This window comes from Streptomyces sp. NPDC048196 (assembly GCF_040652715.1).
Classification (GTDB): Bacteria; Actinomycetota; Actinomycetes; order Streptomycetales; family Streptomycetaceae; genus Streptomyces; species Streptomyces siderophoricus.
Window position 1 is genome coordinate 1 of sequence record NZ_JBEZMM010000016.1, and the last position, 19,526, is coordinate 19,526.

Annotated in this window: 17 protein-coding genes and 1 pseudogene; 7 read left to right on the forward strand and 11 right to left on the reverse strand. The window is 73.0% G+C overall.

Annotation, left to right across the window (positions count from 1 at the left end):
• A partial coding sequence (locus AB0E02_RS18025; RefSeq protein WP_362140380.1) for a transposase occupies nt 1-1,222 on the forward strand: 1,222 nt, incomplete at its 5' end.
• A 25-nt stretch (nt 1,223-1,247) separates the two neighbouring features.
• Here AB0E02_RS18025 and AB0E02_RS18030 read toward each other — a convergent pair.
• Nucleotides 1,248-3,212, reverse strand: a complete 1,965-nt coding sequence (locus tag AB0E02_RS18030) for a helix-turn-helix domain-containing protein (RefSeq protein WP_362140383.1) — start codon at nt 3,210-3,212, stop codon at nt 1,248-1,250.
• A 282-nt stretch (nt 3,213-3,494) separates the two neighbouring features.
• Between AB0E02_RS18030 and AB0E02_RS18035 the strand changes: the two genes are divergently transcribed.
• Nucleotides 3,495-4,205, forward strand: a complete 711-nt coding sequence (locus tag AB0E02_RS18035; protein WP_362140386.1) for a 50S ribosomal protein L11 methyltransferase — start codon at nt 3,495-3,497, stop codon at nt 4,203-4,205.
• A complete protein-coding gene (pabB, locus tag AB0E02_RS18040; RefSeq protein WP_362140388.1) occupies nt 4,205-6,289 on the forward strand; it encodes an aminodeoxychorismate synthase component I in 2,085 nt (694 codons plus the stop codon). Before AB0E02_RS18035 ends, pabB begins: the two co-directional genes overlap by 1 nt.
• Before the next feature lie 12 nt (nt 6,290-6,301).
• Here pabB and AB0E02_RS18045 read toward each other — a convergent pair whose 3' ends face one another.
• The 6 genes and pseudogenes from AB0E02_RS18045 to AB0E02_RS18070 form a co-directional block, all read right to left on the reverse strand.
• Nucleotides 6,302-7,417: a transaldolase family protein gene (locus tag AB0E02_RS18045; protein ID WP_362140391.1), complete on the reverse strand. Its 1,116-nt coding sequence runs from the start codon at nt 7,415-7,417 to the stop codon at nt 6,302-6,304.
• A 243-nt stretch (nt 7,418-7,660) separates the two neighbouring features.
• Nucleotides 7,661-8,926: an MFS transporter gene (locus AB0E02_RS18050; protein ID WP_362140394.1), complete on the reverse strand. Its 1,266-nt coding sequence runs from the start codon at nt 8,924-8,926 to the stop codon at nt 7,661-7,663.
• Nucleotides 8,926-9,138: pseudogene (locus tag AB0E02_RS18055) on the reverse strand (helix-turn-helix transcriptional regulator); the annotation flags it as partial. The pseudogene AB0E02_RS18055 and the gene AB0E02_RS18050, both read right to left, overlap by 1 nt.
• Nucleotides 9,139-9,386: 248 nt before the next feature.
• Entirely contained in the window at nt 9,387-10,355 is a 969-nt protein-coding gene (locus tag AB0E02_RS18060; RefSeq protein WP_362140396.1) for an amidohydrolase family protein, read from the reverse strand.
• A gap of 58 nt (nt 10,356-10,413) precedes the next feature.
• Nucleotides 10,414-10,902, reverse strand: coding sequence for a cupin domain-containing protein (locus tag AB0E02_RS18065; RefSeq protein WP_362140399.1), 489 nt, complete (start codon nt 10,900-10,902; stop codon nt 10,414-10,416).
• 32 nt (nt 10,903-10,934) lie between these two features.
• On the reverse strand, nt 10,935-11,693 hold the full coding sequence (locus AB0E02_RS18070; protein WP_362140401.1) for a glucose 1-dehydrogenase: 759 nt from the start codon (nt 11,691-11,693) through the stop codon (nt 10,935-10,937).
• 252 nt (nt 11,694-11,945) lie between these two features.
• Between AB0E02_RS18070 and AB0E02_RS18075 the strand changes: the two genes are divergently transcribed.
• Nucleotides 11,946-13,403, forward strand: coding sequence for an MFS transporter (locus AB0E02_RS18075; protein ID WP_362140404.1), 1,458 nt, complete (start codon nt 11,946-11,948; stop codon nt 13,401-13,403).
• 97 nt (nt 13,404-13,500) lie between these two features.
• On the opposite strand, the gene AB0E02_RS18080 is transcribed toward AB0E02_RS18075, so the two are convergent.
• Nucleotides 13,501-13,980 (reverse strand): MarR family transcriptional regulator, encoded by a 480-nt coding sequence (locus AB0E02_RS18080; RefSeq protein WP_362140407.1) that lies wholly within the window; start codon nt 13,978-13,980, stop codon nt 13,501-13,503.
• A gap of 102 nt (nt 13,981-14,082) precedes the next feature.
• On the opposite strand from AB0E02_RS18080, the gene AB0E02_RS18085 reads away from it, so the two are divergent.
• Together AB0E02_RS18085 and AB0E02_RS18090 are read left to right on the forward strand one after the other, a co-directional pair.
• Nucleotides 14,083-14,964, forward strand: a complete 882-nt coding sequence (locus AB0E02_RS18085; protein ID WP_362140410.1) for an NmrA/HSCARG family protein — start codon at nt 14,083-14,085, stop codon at nt 14,962-14,964.
• Between the two features lie 104 nt (nt 14,965-15,068).
• Nucleotides 15,069-15,488, forward strand: coding sequence for a MarR family winged helix-turn-helix transcriptional regulator (locus tag AB0E02_RS18090; protein ID WP_362140412.1), 420 nt, complete (start codon nt 15,069-15,071; stop codon nt 15,486-15,488).
• Between the two features lie 70 nt (nt 15,489-15,558).
• On the opposite strand, the gene AB0E02_RS18095 is transcribed toward AB0E02_RS18090, so the two are convergent.
• The 3 genes from AB0E02_RS18095 to AB0E02_RS18105 form a co-directional block, all read right to left on the reverse strand.
• Nucleotides 15,559-16,695, reverse strand: coding sequence for a methyltransferase domain-containing protein (locus tag AB0E02_RS18095; protein WP_362140645.1), 1,137 nt, complete (start codon nt 16,693-16,695; stop codon nt 15,559-15,561).
• A 56-nt stretch (nt 16,696-16,751) separates the two neighbouring features.
• Nucleotides 16,752-16,880: a hypothetical protein gene (locus AB0E02_RS18100; protein WP_362140415.1), complete on the reverse strand. Its 129-nt coding sequence runs from the start codon at nt 16,878-16,880 to the stop codon at nt 16,752-16,754.
• A 146-nt stretch (nt 16,881-17,026) separates the two neighbouring features.
• Nucleotides 17,027-17,395, reverse strand: a complete 369-nt coding sequence (locus AB0E02_RS18105; RefSeq protein ID WP_030412813.1) for a DUF6415 family natural product biosynthesis protein — start codon at nt 17,393-17,395, stop codon at nt 17,027-17,029.
• Nucleotides 17,396-19,015: 1,620 nt separating this feature from the next.
• On the opposite strand from AB0E02_RS18105, the gene AB0E02_RS18110 reads away from it, so the two are divergent.
• Nucleotides 19,016-19,498 carry a hypothetical protein gene (locus AB0E02_RS18110; protein WP_362140418.1) on the forward strand — a complete coding sequence of 161 codons (483 nt, stop codon included), beginning with the start codon at nt 19,016-19,018 and terminating at the stop codon, nt 19,496-19,498.
• Nucleotides 19,499-19,526: the final 28 nt, after the last annotated feature.

The following is a 19,526-nucleotide window of genomic DNA, read 5'->3' on the forward strand; positions in this document are numbered from 1 at the left end:
ACCACCCATCCGCCCACTCGCCCGGCCCCCCGCCGGCTCCCCCGCTGTGCTGGCCCGCGGGCCGCGCGGCCCTCCCCACCGCGCACGGGCGGCCCGGTCCGCCTACGCACTGCCCGAGCGGGCGCCGGACGCGCTCATCGACGAGCTCGGCGGGATGCTCTTCGCCTCGCTGGCCCGAAGTGACCAGCGGCGCAAGGGTGAGCAGTACCTGCGCGGCCTGCTGTCCGCGCAGGGCCGCAAGTCGATCCGCAACATCGCCTCCTTCGTCGGCGGCCGCACCGCCGAGCAGAGCCTGCACCACTTCATCAGCTCCTCCACCTGGCACTGGCGGCCGATGCGCGCGGCGCTGGCCCGCTACGTCGACCAGGTGCTGCGCCCGGAGGCCTGGGTGGTGCGGCCGATCGTCATCCCCAAGGCCGGACACCACTCCGTCGGCGTCGAGCGGCGCTACATCCCCTGGCTCGGCCAGGTCGTCAACGGCCAGCAGGCGCTGGGGGCGTGGGCCGCCACCGCACACGCCGCCGTCCCGGTCGACTGGCAGCTGCTCGGGGCCGGCGACCAGGACGGCGGCGCGCCGGACGAGCGGCTCGCGGCGACCCCGGTGGGCTGCGCCGCGGCGACCGTCACCGGGATCGGCGGCGGCTGGGGCGTCAGCGCCCGGCCGGTCGTTCTGGACCTCCCTGGCGCCGAACTCCCCGAAGCGGTCCGGCAGTTCGCGGAAATCGGACTGCCGCTGGTGGCCGTCGCCTCCGGGACCACCCGGGTCGTCCCGGCCGATCCGGCGCTGCCGGGCCCGGCCGGCCGGGAGTTCTCCGCCCAGCAGCTGCTGCACATGGTCCGTACCCTGCGCCGGCCGGTCGACTGGTACGACCCGCCGGCCGGAACGGTGCGCCGCACCCAGGTCGCGGGCGTCCGGGTGCACCTCGCCGGGGTGCCGCGGAGCCGGCCGTTCCTGCTGGCCGGTGAGTGGGACGCGGCGCGCGGCGGGTCCGGCCACTACTGGCTGAGCGATCTGCGCGGGGCCACCCCCGGCCAGGTGCTGCGGCTGGGCAAACTGGCGCTGCGGGTGGACCGGGACGTCGTCGAGGTCTCCTCGCAGGTCGGCCTGATGGACTTCGAGGGCCGGTCCTACGAGGGCTGGCACCGGCACACCACGCTCGCCTCGGCCGCACACGCGGTCCGCATCCTCGGCGGTGTGGAGAGCGTGCAGCGGGCCGGGTGAACCACGCTCCGCTCCCCGGCCGGTCTCAAGGCAGCAGGCGGTGGGCCGGCGGCGGTGCCGCGGAGCCGTCCTCGTACGGGCGGAGCGCGCCGCGCACCCGCTGGAGGCGCAGGGCGAGCTGGATCTCCAGGGTCTGGGCGGGCTTCTGCCAGTCCGGGCCGAGGAGTTCGGTGATCCGCTCCAGCCGCCGGGAGACGGTGTTGGGGTGGACGTGCAGCGCCTCGGCCGCGTACGTCGGGCTGCCGCCGGCGTCGAAGTACGCCTCCAGGGTCGGCACGAGCTGGGTGAACCGCTGGGCGTCGTAGGCGAGCACCGGGCCGATGGCGTCCTCGATGAAGCCGGAGACGTCCCGGACGTCACCCAGCAGTACGCCGAGGAAGCCCAGGTCGCGGGCGGAGGCGGTGGTGCCGTGGCAGTCCAGCGCGGCCAGCGCGTCCAGACAGCGCATCGCCTCCTGGAACGCCGGGCGCACCGGCTCCAGGCCGGTGAAGGGGCCCGCCGCGCCGACCGTGACGGGGTGGTCGAGCAGCGGGGTGAGCGCGTCGGAGACCGCCTTGGCGGCGGCGCCCGCGTCCTCGCCGGGCAGCAGCAGCGAGATCACCCCGTCCCGGATGCTGCGCAGCCCGCCCATCCGGTAGGTGTACGACGAGGCCCAGATCAGGGCCCGGCCCTGGGCGCCGCCCTCGGGCCGGGCGACCACCACGACGTGCGGCCGGTCCAGGTCGATGGAGAGCCGGCGGGCCCGCTCCTGGAGCTGCTCGGTCTGCCCGTGCGGGACGGTGAGCAGATCGTCGAAGAAGGCGTCGCGGATCTGGCTCTCGGCGATGGTCGTGCTGCGCAACATCAGCTGCATGACGGCGGCGGTGCGGGCGGTCTGCGCCAGCAGCCGCTGGTCGATCCCCTCGGTGCCGGACGGCCGGACCACGAGCGTGCCGAGGTCCTCGGCGCCGGCGGCGACCGGGGCGACCCAGGTGCCGTCCGGCAGCCGGGCCGGCCGGTGGTGGTGGTGCGCGTCGAGGGCGGCCCGGGCCAGCACCTCGGGCTCCGGGCCGGGCCGTTCGCCGGCCGGGGCGAGGGTGGCCCCGTCCGGTCCGACGACCAGCACCGCGGCCTCCAGCTCCTCGCCGGCCAGCTGGGCCAGCGCGTGCAGATCGCCGCCCTCCAGCAGCAGACCGGTCAGCCGGGCCTGCGCGTCCTGGCCGCGTAACGCCTCGGCCAGACCGGACTTGGCCGCGGACACGGCGAGTTCGAGCTCGGCGATCTCGGCCTGGACGGTGTTCAGGGTGCGGGACTTCTCGATCGCCACCGCGGCGAGGTCGGCGAGCGAGGTCATCAGCGCGATCTCGTCCGGGGTGAAGTGCCGGACCTTGCGGTCGGCGCAGTACAGCACCCCGAGGAAGGAGTCGGCGTGCCGCAGCGGGACCGCGAGGACCGCGCGCAGCCCCTCGGCGCGCACCACCCCGTCGATGACCTCGGAGTGCGCGATGCGCTCGTCGGAGAGGTAGTCCGGGGTCCAGAACGGGGCCGAGCCGCCCTGGACGTCCGAGGTGAGTCCGGAGGCGCCGGGCACCGGCATGCCCTCGGTCAGCGCGGTGGTCTGGCCGTCCGCGGTGTGGACGTAGAAGTCGCCGCCCGGGTCGCCGTCCGTCTCGGCCGGGAAGCTGATGTAGGACATGTCCACGTGCAGCAGCAGCCGGGCCCGCCGGGTGATCACCTTCAGCAGCGCGTGGAGGGTGTACGGGAGGGTGAGGTCGCGGGCCGTCTCCACCAGGGCGTTGAGGCCGGCCTCACGCTGTTCGCGGTGCTGGAAGAGGGCCTGGACCCGTAACCCGAGATCGCGGGCGCGGGAGAGCCGGGCGAGGTGTTCGGGCGGGGCGCCGGCGGCCCTGGCGTCATGGACGAGGGCGTCGAAGGCGCTGGGCGGGGCTTCCTGCGCGAGCAGTTCGAGTACGGCGACCACATCGGCAGCCGTCTCAGGACGCGAAAACACAAACAACCCCCCGCATGGCGAATCCCCCCTCGCGCCTGGGTTGAACGTAGAGGGTCGGGCCGGGGCAGTCAACGTGGGACTGAGCCAATGACGCGAAGGAAGACGTTTACCCAGCGGAGATGGAACAAATCCGTCCGGTCGAGGGTGTTCAGGACACCGGCCGGGGCCCCGGAGTGTGTTGCCTGGTGACCTTCTGGCCAAAGGTCCGCGTGAGACAGAGTGGGCACCCGGTGCGGCAGGAGAGCCGTACCGGCCACAATGTCAACGGCACGGGGGACCACGATGCGTGCAGCAATTCAGGACTACACCCGCTCGCTCGAACGCAGTGAGCGTGCCCGCACCCGCACGGACCGGCCGGACGTCTTCACCCTCCGCGGCCGCGAATGGGACCTCCTCGACGAGGTCTTCGCCCCGAACTACGCGCCCTCCAGCGGCGTTTCGCTGGAATTCCTGGGCTGCTTCGAGGAGGTGCAGCTGCCCCGCCGCGGCTCCCTGCTGGAGATCGGGTCGGGCACCGGCATCGTCGCGGTGATGGCGGCGCTGATGGGCTGCGACCGGGTGGTGGCCTCCGACATCAACCCGCAGGCCGTCCGCAACACCGCCCGCAACGCCCGCCGGCACGGCGTCGCCGGCCGGCTGCGCGCCGTCTACAGCGACCTGTTCGCGGCCCTGCCCGCCCACGAACGCTTCGACATGGTCTTCTGGCACTCCAACTACGTGCTCGCACCGGCCGATTACCGCTACCGCACCGCCCAGGAATGCGCCTACGTCGACCCCGGCTACGAGGCCCACCGCCGGTACCTCGCCGAGGCGCCCCGCTGGACCACACCGGGCGGCAGCGCCTACCTCCACTTCAGCAGCCGCGGCGACCTGGACGTGCTGTACGGCCTGGCCGAGGAGACCGGCCGGAAACTGCTCACCCGGCGCCGGCGGGAGATCCAGGACGGCCCGGACACCGTCGAGCACCTGCTCCTCCAGGTGGTGGCCGCCTGATGCGCATCCTCCTGGTCGACAACTACGACTCCTTCACCTACAACCTCGTCCACCACATAGCCGACGTCACCGGCGAGCAGCCGGTGGTGATCCGCAACGACGACCCGGACTGGCGCCCCGAGATGCTCGACGACTTCGACGCCGTCGTGCTCTCCCCGGGACCCGGCACCCCGGAACGCGCCGCCGACTTCGGCATCTGCCGCGAGATCGTGCAGACCTGCGAACTGCCGCTGCTCGGCATCTGCCTGGGCCACCAGGGCCTGGCCCACTGGCACGGCGGCACCGTCCGCCGCGCCCCCGAGCCCCGGCACGGCCGTACCTCCCCCGTCCTCCACGACGGCACCGGACTGTTCGCCGGCATCCCCTCGCCCACCGAAGTGGTGCGCTACCACTCGCTGACCGTCACCGACCTGCCCGCCGAACTGGAGGCGACCGCCTGGACACCGGACGGGGTGCTGATGGCGCTGCGCCACCGCCACCGGCCCCTGTGGGGCGTCCAGTTCCACCCCGAGTCCATCTGCACCGCGGACGGCCACCGGCTGATCCGCAACTTCGTCGAGCTGGCCCGGGCCCACCGGCCGGCCCGGCCACGGCCACAGCTCACCCCGGCGGCCCAGACGCCCGTGGACGACGCCCGCCCGCCGCGCCGCCTGGAAGTACTGGTCGAGACGGTGCCCACCCGCGCGGCCGACGAAGTGGTCTTCGACGCGCTCTTCCGCGGCGGGCCGTACGCCTACTGGCTGGACGCCTCCCGGCAGGACGCCGACCGCGGACGGTTCTCCGTCATGGGGAACGCCGCCGGCCCGCTCGCCCGGGTCGCGCACGCCGACGTCACCGCCACCACCGTCACCGTCACCGGCGCGGGCACCACCACGGTCAGCCACCGGCCGTTCCTGGACTGGCTCGACCACGACCTGCGCGGCCTCGACGTCCAACACCCCGATCTCCCCCGCGACTTCGCGCTCGGCTGGGTCGGCTACCTCGGCTACGAACTCAAGGCACAGTGCGGCGGCGAGCAGGCGCACCGCTCGACCGAACCGGACGCCACCATGGTCTTCGCCGACCGCGCCGTCGTCCTCGACCATCTGCACGGCACCACCTACCTGCTCGCCCTCGCCGAGGACGGGCACCCGGACGCCGCCCGCACCTGGCTCGCGGACACCGCCCGGCGGATCACCGCACTGGCCGGCCGCACCCCCGTCCCGCCGGCCGCCCCGCAGCCGCTGCGCGACCTGCGGCTGCGGCACGACCGGGAGCGGTACCTCCGGCTCATCGAGGAGTGCCAGGAGGAGATCGCCGCCGGCGAGACCTACGAGGTGTGCCTGACCAACATGGCCGAGGCGGACGGCGACCTCGACCCCTGGGACGCCTACCGGACGCTGCGGCGGGTCAGCCCGGCGCCGTTCGGGGCGCTGCTCGCCTTCGGAGAGACGGCCGTCCTGAGCACCTCCCCGGAACGGTTCCTCCGCATCGGCGCGGACCGGATCGCCGAATCCCGGCCCATCAAGGGCACCCGGCCGCGCGGCGCCACCCCCGCCGAGGACGCGGCGCTCCGCGACCGGCTGCGGACCGACGAGAAGGACCGCTCGGAGAACCTGATGATCGTCGACCTGGTCCGCAACGACCTGGGCCGCTGCGCCGAGCCGGGCAGCGTACGGGCCGACGACCTCTTCCGCGTGGAGAGCTACGAGACCGTGCACCAGCTCGTCAGCACCGTCCGCGCCCGGCTCCGCCCGGAACGCTCGGCGGTGGACTGCGTCCGGGCCGCCTTCCCCGGCGGCTCGATGACCGGCGCGCCCAAGATCCGCACGATGCGGATCATCGACCACCTGGAGGGCGGACCGCGCGGCGTCTACTCCGGGGCGATCGGCTACTTCTCGCTCTCCGGTGCCGCGGACCTCAGCATCGTCATCCGCACCGTGGTGCTCACCCCGGGCCGGGTCCGCTACGGCACCGGCGGCGCGATCGTCGCGCTGTCCTGCCCCGAGGCGGAGTTCGAGGAGACCGCGGTCAAGGCGGCGCCCCTGCTGGCCCTCACCGACGCGGACTTCCCCGGCCGCCGGCCGGCCCCGCAGCCCGCCTGACCACACCACCGGTCAGCCGACCGGGCCGCCCAGGAGCTTGCCGACGCGTTCGCGCAGCTCCTCCCAGGCGGCCCGGCGGTCGGCCAGCCAGGCCCGCTCCAACTCGCCCGCCAGCTGCCGCAGGCACACCCCGAACTCGGTGAGCACGGCCAGGTCCAGGCGGGCCGAGACATGCCGTCCGGAGAGCGTGTCACCGCTCAGCAGCGCCCGCCGGGACACCGCGTCCAGCGTCCGCCGGGTCAGCGCGCTGGTCACGCCCCAGGCCACCAGCCCGTCCGCATAGCGGGTGTCGGGCCCGGCCGGCCCGTGCGCCTCGGTGGCGGTCCACACCAGCCGCGGCGGCCGGGCACCCGCCGCGGCCAGCGCACGCCAGCGGTCCCCGGCCAGCCCGCGCTCGTACGCGTGGTAGACCAGCCGGGCGTGGGCGAGCGCGGTACGGCCCATGGGCGGGCGGCCGGGCGGCGCACCGGCCGCGGCGAGCCGGGCGTCGACCGCGGCGTCCAGCGGGGCGACCGGCAGCGACACGGCCGTGTGGACGCCTTCGAGCCGCAGTCCGGCCCGGCGGGCCCGCTCCAGACCGGTGAACAGGGCCTGTTGGACCTGTTCGTAGCGGTGCACGGAGAAGACCGGGGTGACGTCCACGCCGATGCCCTCGCCGACCAGCTCACCGATCGCCTCCAGCGACTCGTCGGTGGCCGGCAGCTTCAGCAGCAGATTGGGCCGGTCCACCGCCCACCACGCGGCCCGGGCCTCCGCGGCCAGGGCGCGTTCCACGACCGGCACCGGGTCGGCGGACACCAGCCCGGACCGGCCGCCGCTCGCCCGGTAGCGGCGCAGGAAGACGTCACAGCCCCACCGGGCATCGACGGCCAGCAGCCGGCGGGCCGCCTCCTCGGGGCGGCTGCCGCGTTCGGTGAAGTCGTCGAGCTGGGCCCGGTAGGCCGGCCCGGCCACCGCGTCGAGGAGGTCGTGACCCGAGGTGGTCAGGCCGGACAGCGGCCGTTTCGACGCCATCCTGGCCAGTTCGCCCGACGCCAGCAGGTCCCGTGCCAGGCCGTCGAGCCAGAGCGAAACGCCCTCACCGCACAGGCGTTGAAGACCGTCGCGGGTGTGCTGTCGCATGGTCATGGGCTCGGCTCTCCCTTCACGGCAACGCACGAGGGCAAGCGGCCGGGCGTTCCGGGGGATCGGGGACGGGGGACGGAGGGAGGGGCGGCGGGGGAGTCGGGCGGGGGGAGAGGAGGGAGCGGGAGGAGCGGGGGAGGGGAACGGCGGTGCACGGAAGGGACCGGGGGGAGGACGGAACGGGTACCGTCACCGGTCTGCTTCGACGATAGGGCGCAGGTGAGCGGCCCGGCAGCGGACGAACGGCTACTTCGTCAGGTGCCGTGCGGCGCCGGCGAGGAGCGCCGTCAGCACCGCGGCGAAGCCGCCGAGCGTGCCGAACAGCACGGTCAGCGCGCCGCGTTCGACCAGCGGGGCGGCCAGTGCCACGCCCGCGGCGCAGGCCAGCACGCCGGACATGGCGAGCACCGAGGCGGCGGTACCGCGGGCGCCGGGCGTCAGCAGCCGGGGCGCCCAGGTCTGCAGGGTGGTGTGCAGCGGGCCCCAGGCCAGGCCCAGCAGGACGGCCGCGGCGAACACCACCGGCACGGCCGGGCGCACCGCCAGCAGCACCGTCGCCAGCAGCCCCGCCGCGCCGCCCGCCGCGAGCAGTACCCGCGGCCGGCCGGGCCCGGGCAGCCGCCGCACCGCGACCGAACCGGCGCAGACGCTCGCGCCGTACACCACCGTGACCAGCAGCCCGGCCCGGTCGCCGGCGCCGACGGCGGTCAGCGTCGGGGCGAGCAGCGCGGGCACCCCGAGCAGGACCAGCCCCTCGGCCACGCCGAGCCCGGCCAGCACCCACAGCCCGCGGCTCCGTAAGAGCCGCAGCGACGGACGCGGCGACCGCAGCCGTGGGCCGTGGGTCCGTACGGGAGGAGGGGCGGCCGTCGGCGGCAGCGCGCGGGTGTGCCGGGCCAGCACCGCGGCGAGCAGGGCGACCGCCGCGAACACCGCCCGCCAGCTGGTGCATCGGGCCGCGAGACCGGCCAGCAGCGGGGCGCCGACGGCGACCGCGGAGGTCAGGGTCATCATCCGGGCGTAGGCGTGCCGGCGGTCGGCGAAGGCGCCCAGGGCGTCGTGGTAGAGCCCGGCGCAGGGCGCGACCGCGGCGAAGCCGGCGCCGCAGGCGGCCCGGGCGGCGACCCACAGCTGCGGATCGCCGGCCACCGCGGCCACCGCGGCGGACAGCGCGGCCACCGCCAGCCCCCAGCGCAGCGCCCGGCGCGGCCCGAACCGGTCGGACAGCCGGCCCCACAGCGGCAGTGTCAGGCCCTGGCCGAGGGAGTAGGCGCCGATCGCGGCCGTGACGGTGGCCAGGTCCGTGTGCAGCGCGGTGGCGAGCACCCCGAGCAGGGGCGCGGTGAGGTGCCAGTCGGCGTTGCCGACGGCGGCCGCGAGATGGAGGGCCGGCAGCCCGGCGGCGGTACGGCGCGCGGGCGCGGTTCCGGGCGCGGTTCCGGGCGCGGTCCCGGGTGCGGACCGCGCGGCGGCGGGCGCGGCCGGCGGGGAGAGCTGGGCGCTGGTGGACACTACGCCGCCTCACGGCCCTCGCCGGCGCCGGGGACGTCGTGGAGCAGCACATACCGGGTCAGCTCCACCCGGGAGCCGATGTCCAACTTGGTGAAGGAGTGCCGTAAATGGGTGTCGACGGTGTGCGGCGAGATGCCCAGCCGCCGGGCGACCGCGCGGTTGGTGAGCCCCTCCGCGACCAGCCGGGCGACCCGCAGTTCGGCCCGGGTGAGGCTGTCCCATCCGAAGGCGCGGGTGCCCGTGCGCCAGGTGCTGGAAAACGACTGAGTGGACATCGAGAAAGTCCCGTCCGTGAATTCGGCGGGCCGGTGAATTCGGCTGATCCGTAAGGGGAATTGCGGTGCGTTCACCGGCGCCGCGAGAACGACTGATCCACCGCCGAGTCTCGGCGCGGACGGGAAGGCGCGACAACGCGGGCGCGCCCACTCCGTCAAGTGGGCGCGACTAGGTCAACTCCGCATCATTCACCGGCCAGCCGGGGGAAGAGGGCCAGGGCGTTGGCCCGTCCGACGGCCGCCCGCTCCTCCTCGCCCCAGCCGTCGTATTCCGCGAAGCCGGCGGTGTTCTCCGCGGTGTGCGCGGCCGGCATGAACGGGAAATCACTGCCGTAGAGGATCCGCGCCGGATCGGCCAGCTTCTGCAGCGCCGGCAGGGCGAATTCATTGGCGGACATCGCGATGTCGTAATAAAGCCGGCGCAGGGTGCCGATGACGTCCGCGGGCGCCCGCTCGGTGAGGTACCGGCCGATGGTCGGCCCGTACGTCAGCCGCCGGGCGAGGAACGGCAGGGCGCCGCCCGCGTGCGACACGATCATCTTCAGCTCCGGCAGCCGGTCCAGCACCCCGTTGAAGAGCAGGCTGGCCACCGTGCGCGTGGTTTCGAAGGTGAACTCGTAGAGCGACGGCGGCAGATCGAAGGTCGCCAGGCCGGGGGTGGGCGGGGTCCCGGGGTGTACGTGCACCGGCACCCCGCGCTCGGCCAGCTCGGCCAGCACCGGCTCGAACACCGGATCGCCCAGGTAACGCCCCTGGTAGCTGGTCAGCACACCGGCCCCGTCCAGCTTCAACTCGTCCATCGCATAGGCGAGTTCGTCCTTGGCGGCGGCCGGGTCGGACAGCGGCAGCACGGCGAAGGCCGCGAACCGGTCCGGGTGCGCCTCGATCAGCCCGGCGAAGTACTCATTGACCGTACGGGCCATCCGGCGCGCCGCGGCGGGGTCCTCGTCCCCGTCGAGGAAGGTCACGCCCGGTGCGGTGATCGACAGCACCGCGGTGGCTATTCCGTTGCGGTCCATCACCGCGAGGCTTTCCTCCGGCGTCCAGGTCGGATAGTCGACCCCCGGAATCGCCACCCGGTTTCCCAGTGCCTTCGCATAGGCCGGCGGAATCGCGTGGTGGTGGATGTCGATCAGCGGCGGCAGGCGGTTCATGTGGGGTTCCTCTCGCTCACGGTGTGCGGGCCACGGCGTCGGACGTACGTCGCGCCGTTCAGACGTACGTCGCGCCGTACTTCTCGACGATCCGCATCGCGTTCGCCACGTCGTTCTCGTACTGCTCCGGCGGGGGCGGCGGGGTGTCCTCGTCCGCCGGCGTCCCGACCTCGGCGAAGAACTGCTCGACACCGCCCGGGAGGAACATGATCAGCATCTTGCAGGGCTGGTCGGACACGTTCTTGAAGCCGTGCACGGTGCCGTGCGGCACGAAGACGAACGACCCCGCCTCGGCGGTCAGTTTCCGGTCGCCGTTGAGCAGCTCCAGCTCCCCTTCGAGGAGGTAGAACGCCTCGTCCTCCTTGTGGTGGATGTGCGGCGGCGGCCCGCCACCGGGCGGCACGATGCCCTCCATCAGGCCCAGCGCCCCGTTCGTGGTGTGCACATCGGCCTTGATGGTGTAGCGGTCGCCGAAGACCCAGCGGCTCAGACCCGCGCCCGGCGGTACGTAGAGGGCCCGCGGCGCCCGCGGATGCGAAAAGCTCATGGTGACCTTCCCGGTAGAGGTGGTGGATGCGCCTACGCGCTGACGCCGCCGTCGAGGACCAGGTCGTGGCCGACCGCGAAGCCGGACTCCGCCGCGGCCAGCCACAGCACCGCCGAGCTGCACTCGTCCAGCGTCCCGGCGCGGCCCAGCGGCAGCCCGTTCGCCATCCGCTCGGCCCGCTGCGCCTCGGTCTCGCCGGGCAGCAGCGGCCACAGCGGGGTGTCGATCGGGCCGGGGCTGACCGCGTTGATCCGGATGCCGTCGGCGATGTACTCCTTCGCCGCGGTACGGGTCAGCTGGGAGACCGCGGCCTTGGTCGCCGAGTAGGCGCCGAGCCCCGGCAGCGTGATGTGGCCCAGGTTGGAGGCGTTGTTGACGATGACCCCGCCGCCGTGCTCCTTCATGAAGCCGATTTCATGCTTCATCGACAGGAAGACACTGGTGAGGTTGGTGGCCAGGATCCGCGCGAACTCCTCGTCCGGGACGTCCGCGAGCGGGCCCGCCGTGAAGGTGCCGGCGTTGTTGAAGGCGATGTCCAGCGCACCGTGCCGGTCCGCCGTGGTCGCCACGGCCCGTTCCACATCGGCCGGCACGGAGACGTCCGCCACCACGGCCGAGGCGGTACCGCCCGCGCTCTCGATCAGCTTCACGGTCTGCTCGATCGTCGCGGCCGTCCGCCCGGTGACCACCACGATGGCACCCTCCCGGGCGAAGGCCAGCGCCGTGTTGCGGCCGATGCCCGAACCGCCACCGGTGACCAGGGCGACCTTCCCGGCGAAACGCGCTGCCATGGGGAACTCCTCACGTCGTCATGCGGGTCAGAGCCCTCAGATGCACAACTGATCGCTGTCTGACCCGACTTGGATGGTCCGGTCCGGCCACGGGGGCCGGACCGGCACCCCGACAGTGGCCGGTTCCGGCCCGCCGGACATCCCCGGAACACGTGATGCGCACCGCCCCCGTACGGCGGGACGCTGGCCGGCAGTCCACCCCTCGCGCACGAGCGGGTTCCGCAACGTCCCCTGCCTGACCGGGAGTTCCGCATGACCGACATCGCCGACACCCACCTCCGGGCACGTCCCGGGGCCGGCGGCCGGGAAGGACCCGCCGCCCGGCCCCCCTGGGCGGTCTTCTTCCTGCTCGCCGTCATCCAGTTCATGGTCATCCTGGACGGCAGCATGGTCGTCTCGGCCATCCCGTCCATCCAGCGCGACCTGGACTTCTCGCCGTCCTCCATCGCCTGGGTGCTGGACGCCTACATGCTGGCGTACGGCGGATTCCTGCTGGTCGGCGGCAAGGCCGCGGACACCTTCGGCCGCCGCCGGCTGTTCTGCGCCGGCCTGGTGCTCTTCACCGTCGCCTCGCTCGCCTGCGCGCTGTCCGCCGACTCCTGGCAGCTGATCGCCGCCCGGGTCGCCCAGGGCCTGGGCGCCGCGCTGGTCTCACCGGCCGCGTTCGCGCTGGTCACCGACCTCTTCGAGGAGGGCCCGGTACGCAACCGGGCCATGGTGCTGTGGGGCGGTATGAACGGCGTCGGCGGCGCGGCCGGCGTGCTGCTCGGCGGCCTCTTCTCCGCCGTCGCCTGGCAGCTCGCCTTCCTGATCAACATCCCGGTCGGCGCGCTCGTCCTCGTCCTGGCACTGCGCAAGCTCCCCAAGGGCCGCCCCACCGCCACCGGCGGGATCGACCTGACCGGCGCCCTGGCCTGCACCGGCGGCCTGACCCTGGTCATCTACGCGGCGGTCCGCGGCGGCGCCCAGGGCTGGCTGGCCCCCGCCACCCTCCTCGAACTGGCCGGTGCGGCCGCGCTGTTCGCGGCCTTCGCCGTCCGCCAGCGCACCGCCCGCACCCCGCTCGTCCCCCGTGTGCTGTTCCGGATGCCGAACGTCGTCCTGGGCAATGCCGCCAACCTCCTCGCCGGCGCGATCCTGCTCGGCGGCTTCACCGTCGCCAGCCTCTACCTCCAGCAGGCGCGCGGCCTCGGCCCCGTACCGGCCGCGGCCCTGCTCGTCCCGCCGAACGTCGCCGCCCTGGTCGCCTCCCAGCTGTCCGGCCGTCTGATCACCCGGATCGGCGCGGTCGGCACGCTGCTGATCACCCTGCTGGTCCAGGCTGCCGCGGCCGCCTGGTGGGCCCTGGCCCTGGACGCCCACGCCCCGCTCCTGACCGCCTTCGTCCTGCCCTCGATGGTGTGGTGCGCGGCGCTCGGCGCGGCCCTGCCGTCCCTGTACGTGGTGTGCACCGGCGGCCTCACCGAGGACGTCGCGGGCAGCGCGTCCGGCTGGGTGCAGACGACGATGGCGGCCGGCAACGCGATCGGCGCCGCGGTGCTCACCGCGGTCGCCGCCGAACACACCACGTCCCTGGCGTCCCCCACCGGCGCCGACGCCCTCACCGCCGGCTACGCCACCGCCCTCTGGGTGGCCGCCGGACTCGCCGTGGCGGGCACGCTGTTGACGGTCCGCCTGCGGTTGCGACGCGAGGTGCCGGCGACGGCCTGACGGGACGGACACCTCCCCGTCCGGGGGCGGAGGAAAGGCAACGGTCTTTCCCCGCCCCCGCCGTGTTGCCGGCCGGGGCGCGGCGCGGGTCCGGAACTCAGTCCGGCTTCGGCCGGGACCGCAGGTGTCCCATCTGTGCGTGGCTGAGCTCGTGGGCCCGCCGCATGTGCCGGATGAGCACCTCCAGCTCGTCCTCGGTGTGCTCGTCGAGGAGCGCCTGCCAGCTCTGGCCGAGGTCGTCCCACACCGCGGCGACGCGGGCGATGCGGTCCGGCACCGGGGTGACCAGGACGCGGCGGCGGTCCTGCTGGTCGGGGGTGCGGGCAACGTAGCCGCCCCGTTCCAGCCGGTCGACCAGGCGGGTGGCCGAGCCGGTGGTCAGGCCGGTCATCTCGGCGATCTGCTTCACGGTGAGCGGTCCGGACTCCGCCGTCAGCAGGCTCAGGCACTGCACGTCGGTCGGGTGCAGCCCGAGATGGTCGGCGAGGGCCTGATTGAACAGGACGTAGGAGGCCAGGTAGCGGCGGGACTCGCTCGACAACTCCTCGTACAGCCGGGCCCGGTGCGGGTCTGTCATCTGGATCACACTCCAAATCGCTGCGCGGCGCAGCAATCTCCCCTAATCTTCTGCGTGACGCAGTTAATGCGTCGTGCAGCGATACTACCTCTTGGAGAATCCATGCTGACCATCGCCGTCACCGGAGCCACCGGCGCCCAGGGCGGAGCCACCGCCCGCGCCCTGCTGGCAGCCGGCCACCGGGTGCGCGCCCTCACCCGCCGTCCCGACTCACCCGCCGCCGACGCCCTGCGCGGCCTCGGCGCCGACGTACGCCACGCCGACTTCGACGACCGCCACTCGCTCCGGGCCGCCTGCACCGGAGCGGACTCGCTCTTCGCGGTCACCACCCCGTTCGGCACCGACACCACCACCGAAGTCCGGCACGGCAAGGCCCTCGTCGACGCCGCGGCCCAGGCCCGTCTCGGGCACGTCGTGTTCACCTCCGCCGCCCACGCCGACCGGGGCACCGGCATTCCGCACTACGAGAGCAAGCACCTGATCGAGGAGCACCTGCGGGCCGCCGGAGTGCCCTGGACGGTGATCGCCCCGGCGGCGTTCATGGACAACTACGCCGGCGGCTGGACCCTCGACGGACTGCGCCAAGGCACCTTCGGCTGGCCGATGCCTGCCGAGCGGCCGCTCACGCTCATTCCGGCCGCGGACATCGGCGCCTTCGCCGCGCTGGTCCTCCAGCGCCGTGACGAGTTCGCCGGCCACCGCATCGACATCGCCTCCGACGAGTGCACGCCCGGCCGGATGGCGGAGATCCTCGCGGCCGCCATGGGGTGCCCGGTCGCCCACCAGGAGGTACCCCTGGACTACGTCCGGGCCCGCTCGACGGACCTGGCGGCCATGTTCGAGTACTTCACCACCGTGGGCCTCGACGTCGATGTCGCCGGGCTGCGCCGCGACTACCCCGAAGTCGGCTGGCACCGCTTCACCGACTGGGCCGCCGCCCAGGACTGGCCCGCGCTGCTGGCCACCGCGCCTGAGCACCGGTGACGTCCTCCGCCGCGGCCGCGGCCGCGGCCATGGTCCGGATGACGCCCGGACGCGACCCACCCCATCCCACCCCACCCCCCTCTGGCTATCGAAGGAACGCACCCATGAAGCCGATCGGTTACTGGCTCAACCGCACCGACAAGGCCCTCACCCACCACATGAACGACATGCTGGCGGGCTTCGGCCTCACCCGGATCGCCTGGCAGGTCCTCAACGTCGTCCAGGACGCCCCCGACGTCCACGACACCGAAGTCCGGTCGGTCCTCGCCGCCAACGCCGACCCCGCCACGCTGACCGAGGTCATCGACGCCGTCCTCGCCGACGGCTGGGCGGCCCGCCCCGCACCGGACCGGCTCACCCTGACCCCCGACGGCCGCCGGCGCCTGGCCGAGGTGGCGGTGCGCGTCGATGCCTTCCGGGAACTGTCCATGACCGGCATCTCGTTGGACGAGTACCACACGGCCGTCCGCGTCCTGGAACGCATGTCCCTCAACCTCGAAGGGCCGACGAGCGACGGCCGTTGACCACGACGCGGAGGAGGGCCGGTGCGCCGGCTTCCGGCGTCGCCTCCCCGGGGCCCTGCCCACCGCGGACTCACACCGCCCAGGAACCCGCCGGCCCGGCCTCCGGATCGTCCAGCCACACCCGCTGCTCCTCAGCGGTCACGGTCAGCCCGAACCGGGAATGGCCCGGCCTCCCTTGCCCGACCCACCACCGATGGGCCGCCTCCACCTCGTCCCACAGCCGCCGCGGCCCGGACTGCCAGACCCGGGCCGCCTCCCCGTCCTGGAACCACACACAGGCCCATGAACGGTCGCCGCCCAACCCGTAGAACCACACCGGCCGGCCCCCGTCGCGCTTCTCGGCGACAACATGGCAGCAGTCCGGCACCTGCAGCCCGAGGGCGAACCGTTGCGGATCGAACTGCCCGCCCAGCACGTCCTGTTCGGTGAGCATCGTGGCCGACTCCTCCCCGTCGGCCACGCTCCCCGGCACGTAAGCGGAATGGTTGAGGACCGGCGCCCGCTGGGCCCGCAGCTTCATGAACTCCACCGGCCCGGTGAACCGCCCGGCCGCGCTCTTCCCGTCCGGCGCCACGACCAGCCGGGCCACCGCGTCCCCGTTCCCGAAGTGCGTCCCCCATGGGACGACGATGACGCCGCCGGGCCGGGTCTGCGTCACCCAGGAGTACGGAACAGCCCGCACCCCGCAGGTCGCAATGACCCGGTCGTACGGCGCACCCTCCGCATGCCCGTGGGCCCCATCCCCGTGCACCACCCGGATGCCGACCCCCGACCGCTCCGCCGCGGCGCGGGCCGCGGCGGCCACGGCCCCGTCCACCTCCACCGTGACGACGTTTTCGGGGCCGGCCCGGTGCGCCATCAGGGCTGCGTTCCAGCCTGTGGCGGTGCCGATCTCCAGGACCTTGTGCCCGGACCGGAGATCCAGTTCGTTGAGCATCCGGAAGACCACGGAGGGCATGGAGGCCGAGCTCGTGGGCACGGCGCCGGGTTCGGTCCCGGAGTGCTTCCCGTCGTCCCACTGCGTTACGACAGGCACGTCGGCGTCATCCGCGTACCCCCGCCACGCAGCCGGGTCGTCCCTCCGGCACACGGCCACACTCCGCCCGGCCGCCATGTCGAACGGCCAGATCAGCTCCGGGAGGAAGGCGGAACGGGGCACGGCGGCAAACACGGGCGCCCAATCCGAGGTCAGCGCGCCGGCCGCCATGAGGACGCGCCCCGGCGCGGCGTGGCCGGGGCGCGGCTCGTCGTGTCGCTCGGTGCTCAACGGTCGTCCCCCTTGGGTGGGTTGGGGATGCCGGGGCCGCCGTCGGGGGTGGGCGGCTGGTGCGGACCTGGGTAGGGCTCTCCAGGCAGCTTGTCGCCGCCGTGGTGCGTGGTTGTCCCGTTCATGGGGTCCCTCCCGAGGTGATTGTCCATGCGGTTGTGGTGAGGCTGATGACGTCGGAGGAGTACGCGGCAGTCGACGGCTTTGGAAAGGTCCCCCGACCTTTGGGCAGCCTCCAACTCACGTGCCAGGTCGGCACAATGGGCGCAGCTCACCGCTCACGCTCCCGGTAATCGTCGAGGAGCCATTGGCAGTCACGGGCGAGTTGACCGACCTGGACGTGGGCAGAGAGCCGACCATCGCCGAGCCCCTGCTCAGATTGGACGCGGATGCCGTTCAGGCGCTCCATGCGGCGGGACCAAGCGAAGCTCCCGCACTCGAACATCGCGGCATCGGCCTCGGAGTCGGGCAACAGAAGCGCGATATGTCCGCGCAGCAGCGTCTCGAAGTCGGCGAGTTCGCCAGTGGTAGGCGAGGAACCACGGAGCGCGTGCGCACCTTCGATGGTCTCTTCGATGGTGAGCACGTCGATCGGTGCCTGTGATGTCTTGAGACCAAGGGTGCTGGTGTGGCTGCCCATCGTTTCCCCTCGCGGCGGTTTCTTCTGGTTGAGACGACGATGTCGTCGGAGCGACGATGCGGGAATGACCGGCAGGGGTTACCGAGGCGGTAATGGACTCGTTGCCGATGGGGTACGACGATGGATCGTGTCGAGGAACATGTAGGGAAGCGGGTCTCATGGAAAACCCAGCACCGCTGCTGCCTCCAGAGGTGCTGGAGCGTGAGGACCTGCGCCGGGCACTCGACGAGCACGATTTCGCCGCAGCCCTCTCACTGATCAAGAAGTGGGGCGGGCTCAGTCAGAACAAGATCGCCGCCGTGTGCGGGCTCACGCCCGGGAAGGTGAGCAACGTCATCGCAGGGCATCACAGGATCACCTCGGTAGCTGTCATCCGACGCATCGCTGACGGCCTCCGGATTCCTGGGGCGTTCCTCGGGCTCGCCGCTCGTCCATGGGAGAAGGAGCCCCAAGGCTCCATGTCCTTAACAGAGGACTGCCGGCCCCGCGGAGAAGTGCCGTGGTGCCCTGGCGCCACCCTCGACTTGGCCGATCACCTGACCAGGAGCGATCTCGTGATGACCCGCCGCGCAGCCACGCGCGCTCTGTCCGCTGCTGCCGTGACAGGGACCGTACTCTTCGAATCCCTCGAAGGCTGGTGGCACCCTGCTCGGGCCGACGAGCGTCCTCGGCGTCCGGGGCGGCTCGGTGCGCGGGACCTGGACGATCTGGAAACCACCGCCCGCACCTTTCGAGCCTGGGATCACCGATACGGAGGAGGGCTGCGCCGCAAGGCAGTTCTTGGGCAGTTGAACGAAGTCGCATCTGCCCTCGACGAGCGCCAAAGCGCCGCCGTCGAACGGCGTTTGTACGGTGTCATGTCCCAACTTGCCGGAACGGCGGCAACCATGGCGTGGGACTCAGGTCTAGCAGGCAGGGCCCAGGAGTACTACCTCCTCGCGCTCCGGTCGGCACACGCGGCCGGTGATTCCGCATTCGGCGCCAACGTCCTGGCCGGCATGGCCCGGCAGATGATTTACGCCGGCCGTCCCCAAGACGCCCTGGAGCTCGTACGTCTCGCCCAAGACGGCGTACGGGACACCGCTGGGCCTCGGATGCAGGCGTTGCTGCGCACACGCGAGGCGTGGGCTCTTGCTGCGATGAGCCGCATTGCTGCCTTTCGGAGGGCAACAGCACAGGCAACCGAAGCCTTGGCCGGTGCCTCCGACTTCGAAGAGCCCTACTGGATCGCCTACTTCGATGAGGCCGAGCTTGCGGGCGTCACCGGCGGACGGCTCCTTGACCTGGCTCGGCAGGACCCGCGTCAGCATGCGGAGACGGCGTCGGAAGCAATTCGTAGGGCTCTGGAACTACGTGGGCAGGAGGCCGGCCGGAGCCATGCCCTGGACTGGATCGGTCTCGCCGAATGCCGGTTCCTGATCGGCGACATCACTGGTGCTGCGGAGGGGGCCCGGTACGCGGTCGATGCGGCAGCCCGTACCCGATCGCGGCGGGTCCGTGATCAGCTCGCCCAGCTCTATCCGTATACGGTCGGCAGAGATGCGCCCGGGCCCGTGCGCGAGGCGCGGGACGGGATCAGAGATCTGCTGGCCGCCTCAGAGAGACAGGGAGACAGCGCGTATGACCACCATCGCGGTGACCGGGCACACGGACCTCAGCGAGGCCACCGTGCCGCTGGTGCGGGAGGCCGTACGGGGGCTGCTGCGGGAGCACGGCCGTGGGGAACTGGTCGGTGTCTCCTGCCTCGCTCGTGGCGCCGACACGCTGTTCGCCGAGGAGGTCGTCGAGGCCGGGGGGCGGCTGGTGGTCGTGCTGCCGTCACGCGACTACCGGGGGGCCAAGGTGAAGCCCGACCACGCCCCGGTTTTCGATCGGCTGGCGGCGGCCGCCGAGGTGGTGACCATGCCGTACGACGTGGCCAATCGGCACGCATACGAGGCGGCCAACACAGAGATGCTGAAGCGGGCCGAGCGGCTGGTGGCGGTGTGGGACGGGGCGCCTCCCAGCGGTAAGGGAGGCACCGCGGACGCCGTCGCGCAGGCGCGGGCGCTCGGGCTGCCCGTGGACGTCGTCTGGCCGGTGGGGTCAGCACGCGGCGCGTAGCCGGACCTACGAGCAAGGCCCCGCGGAC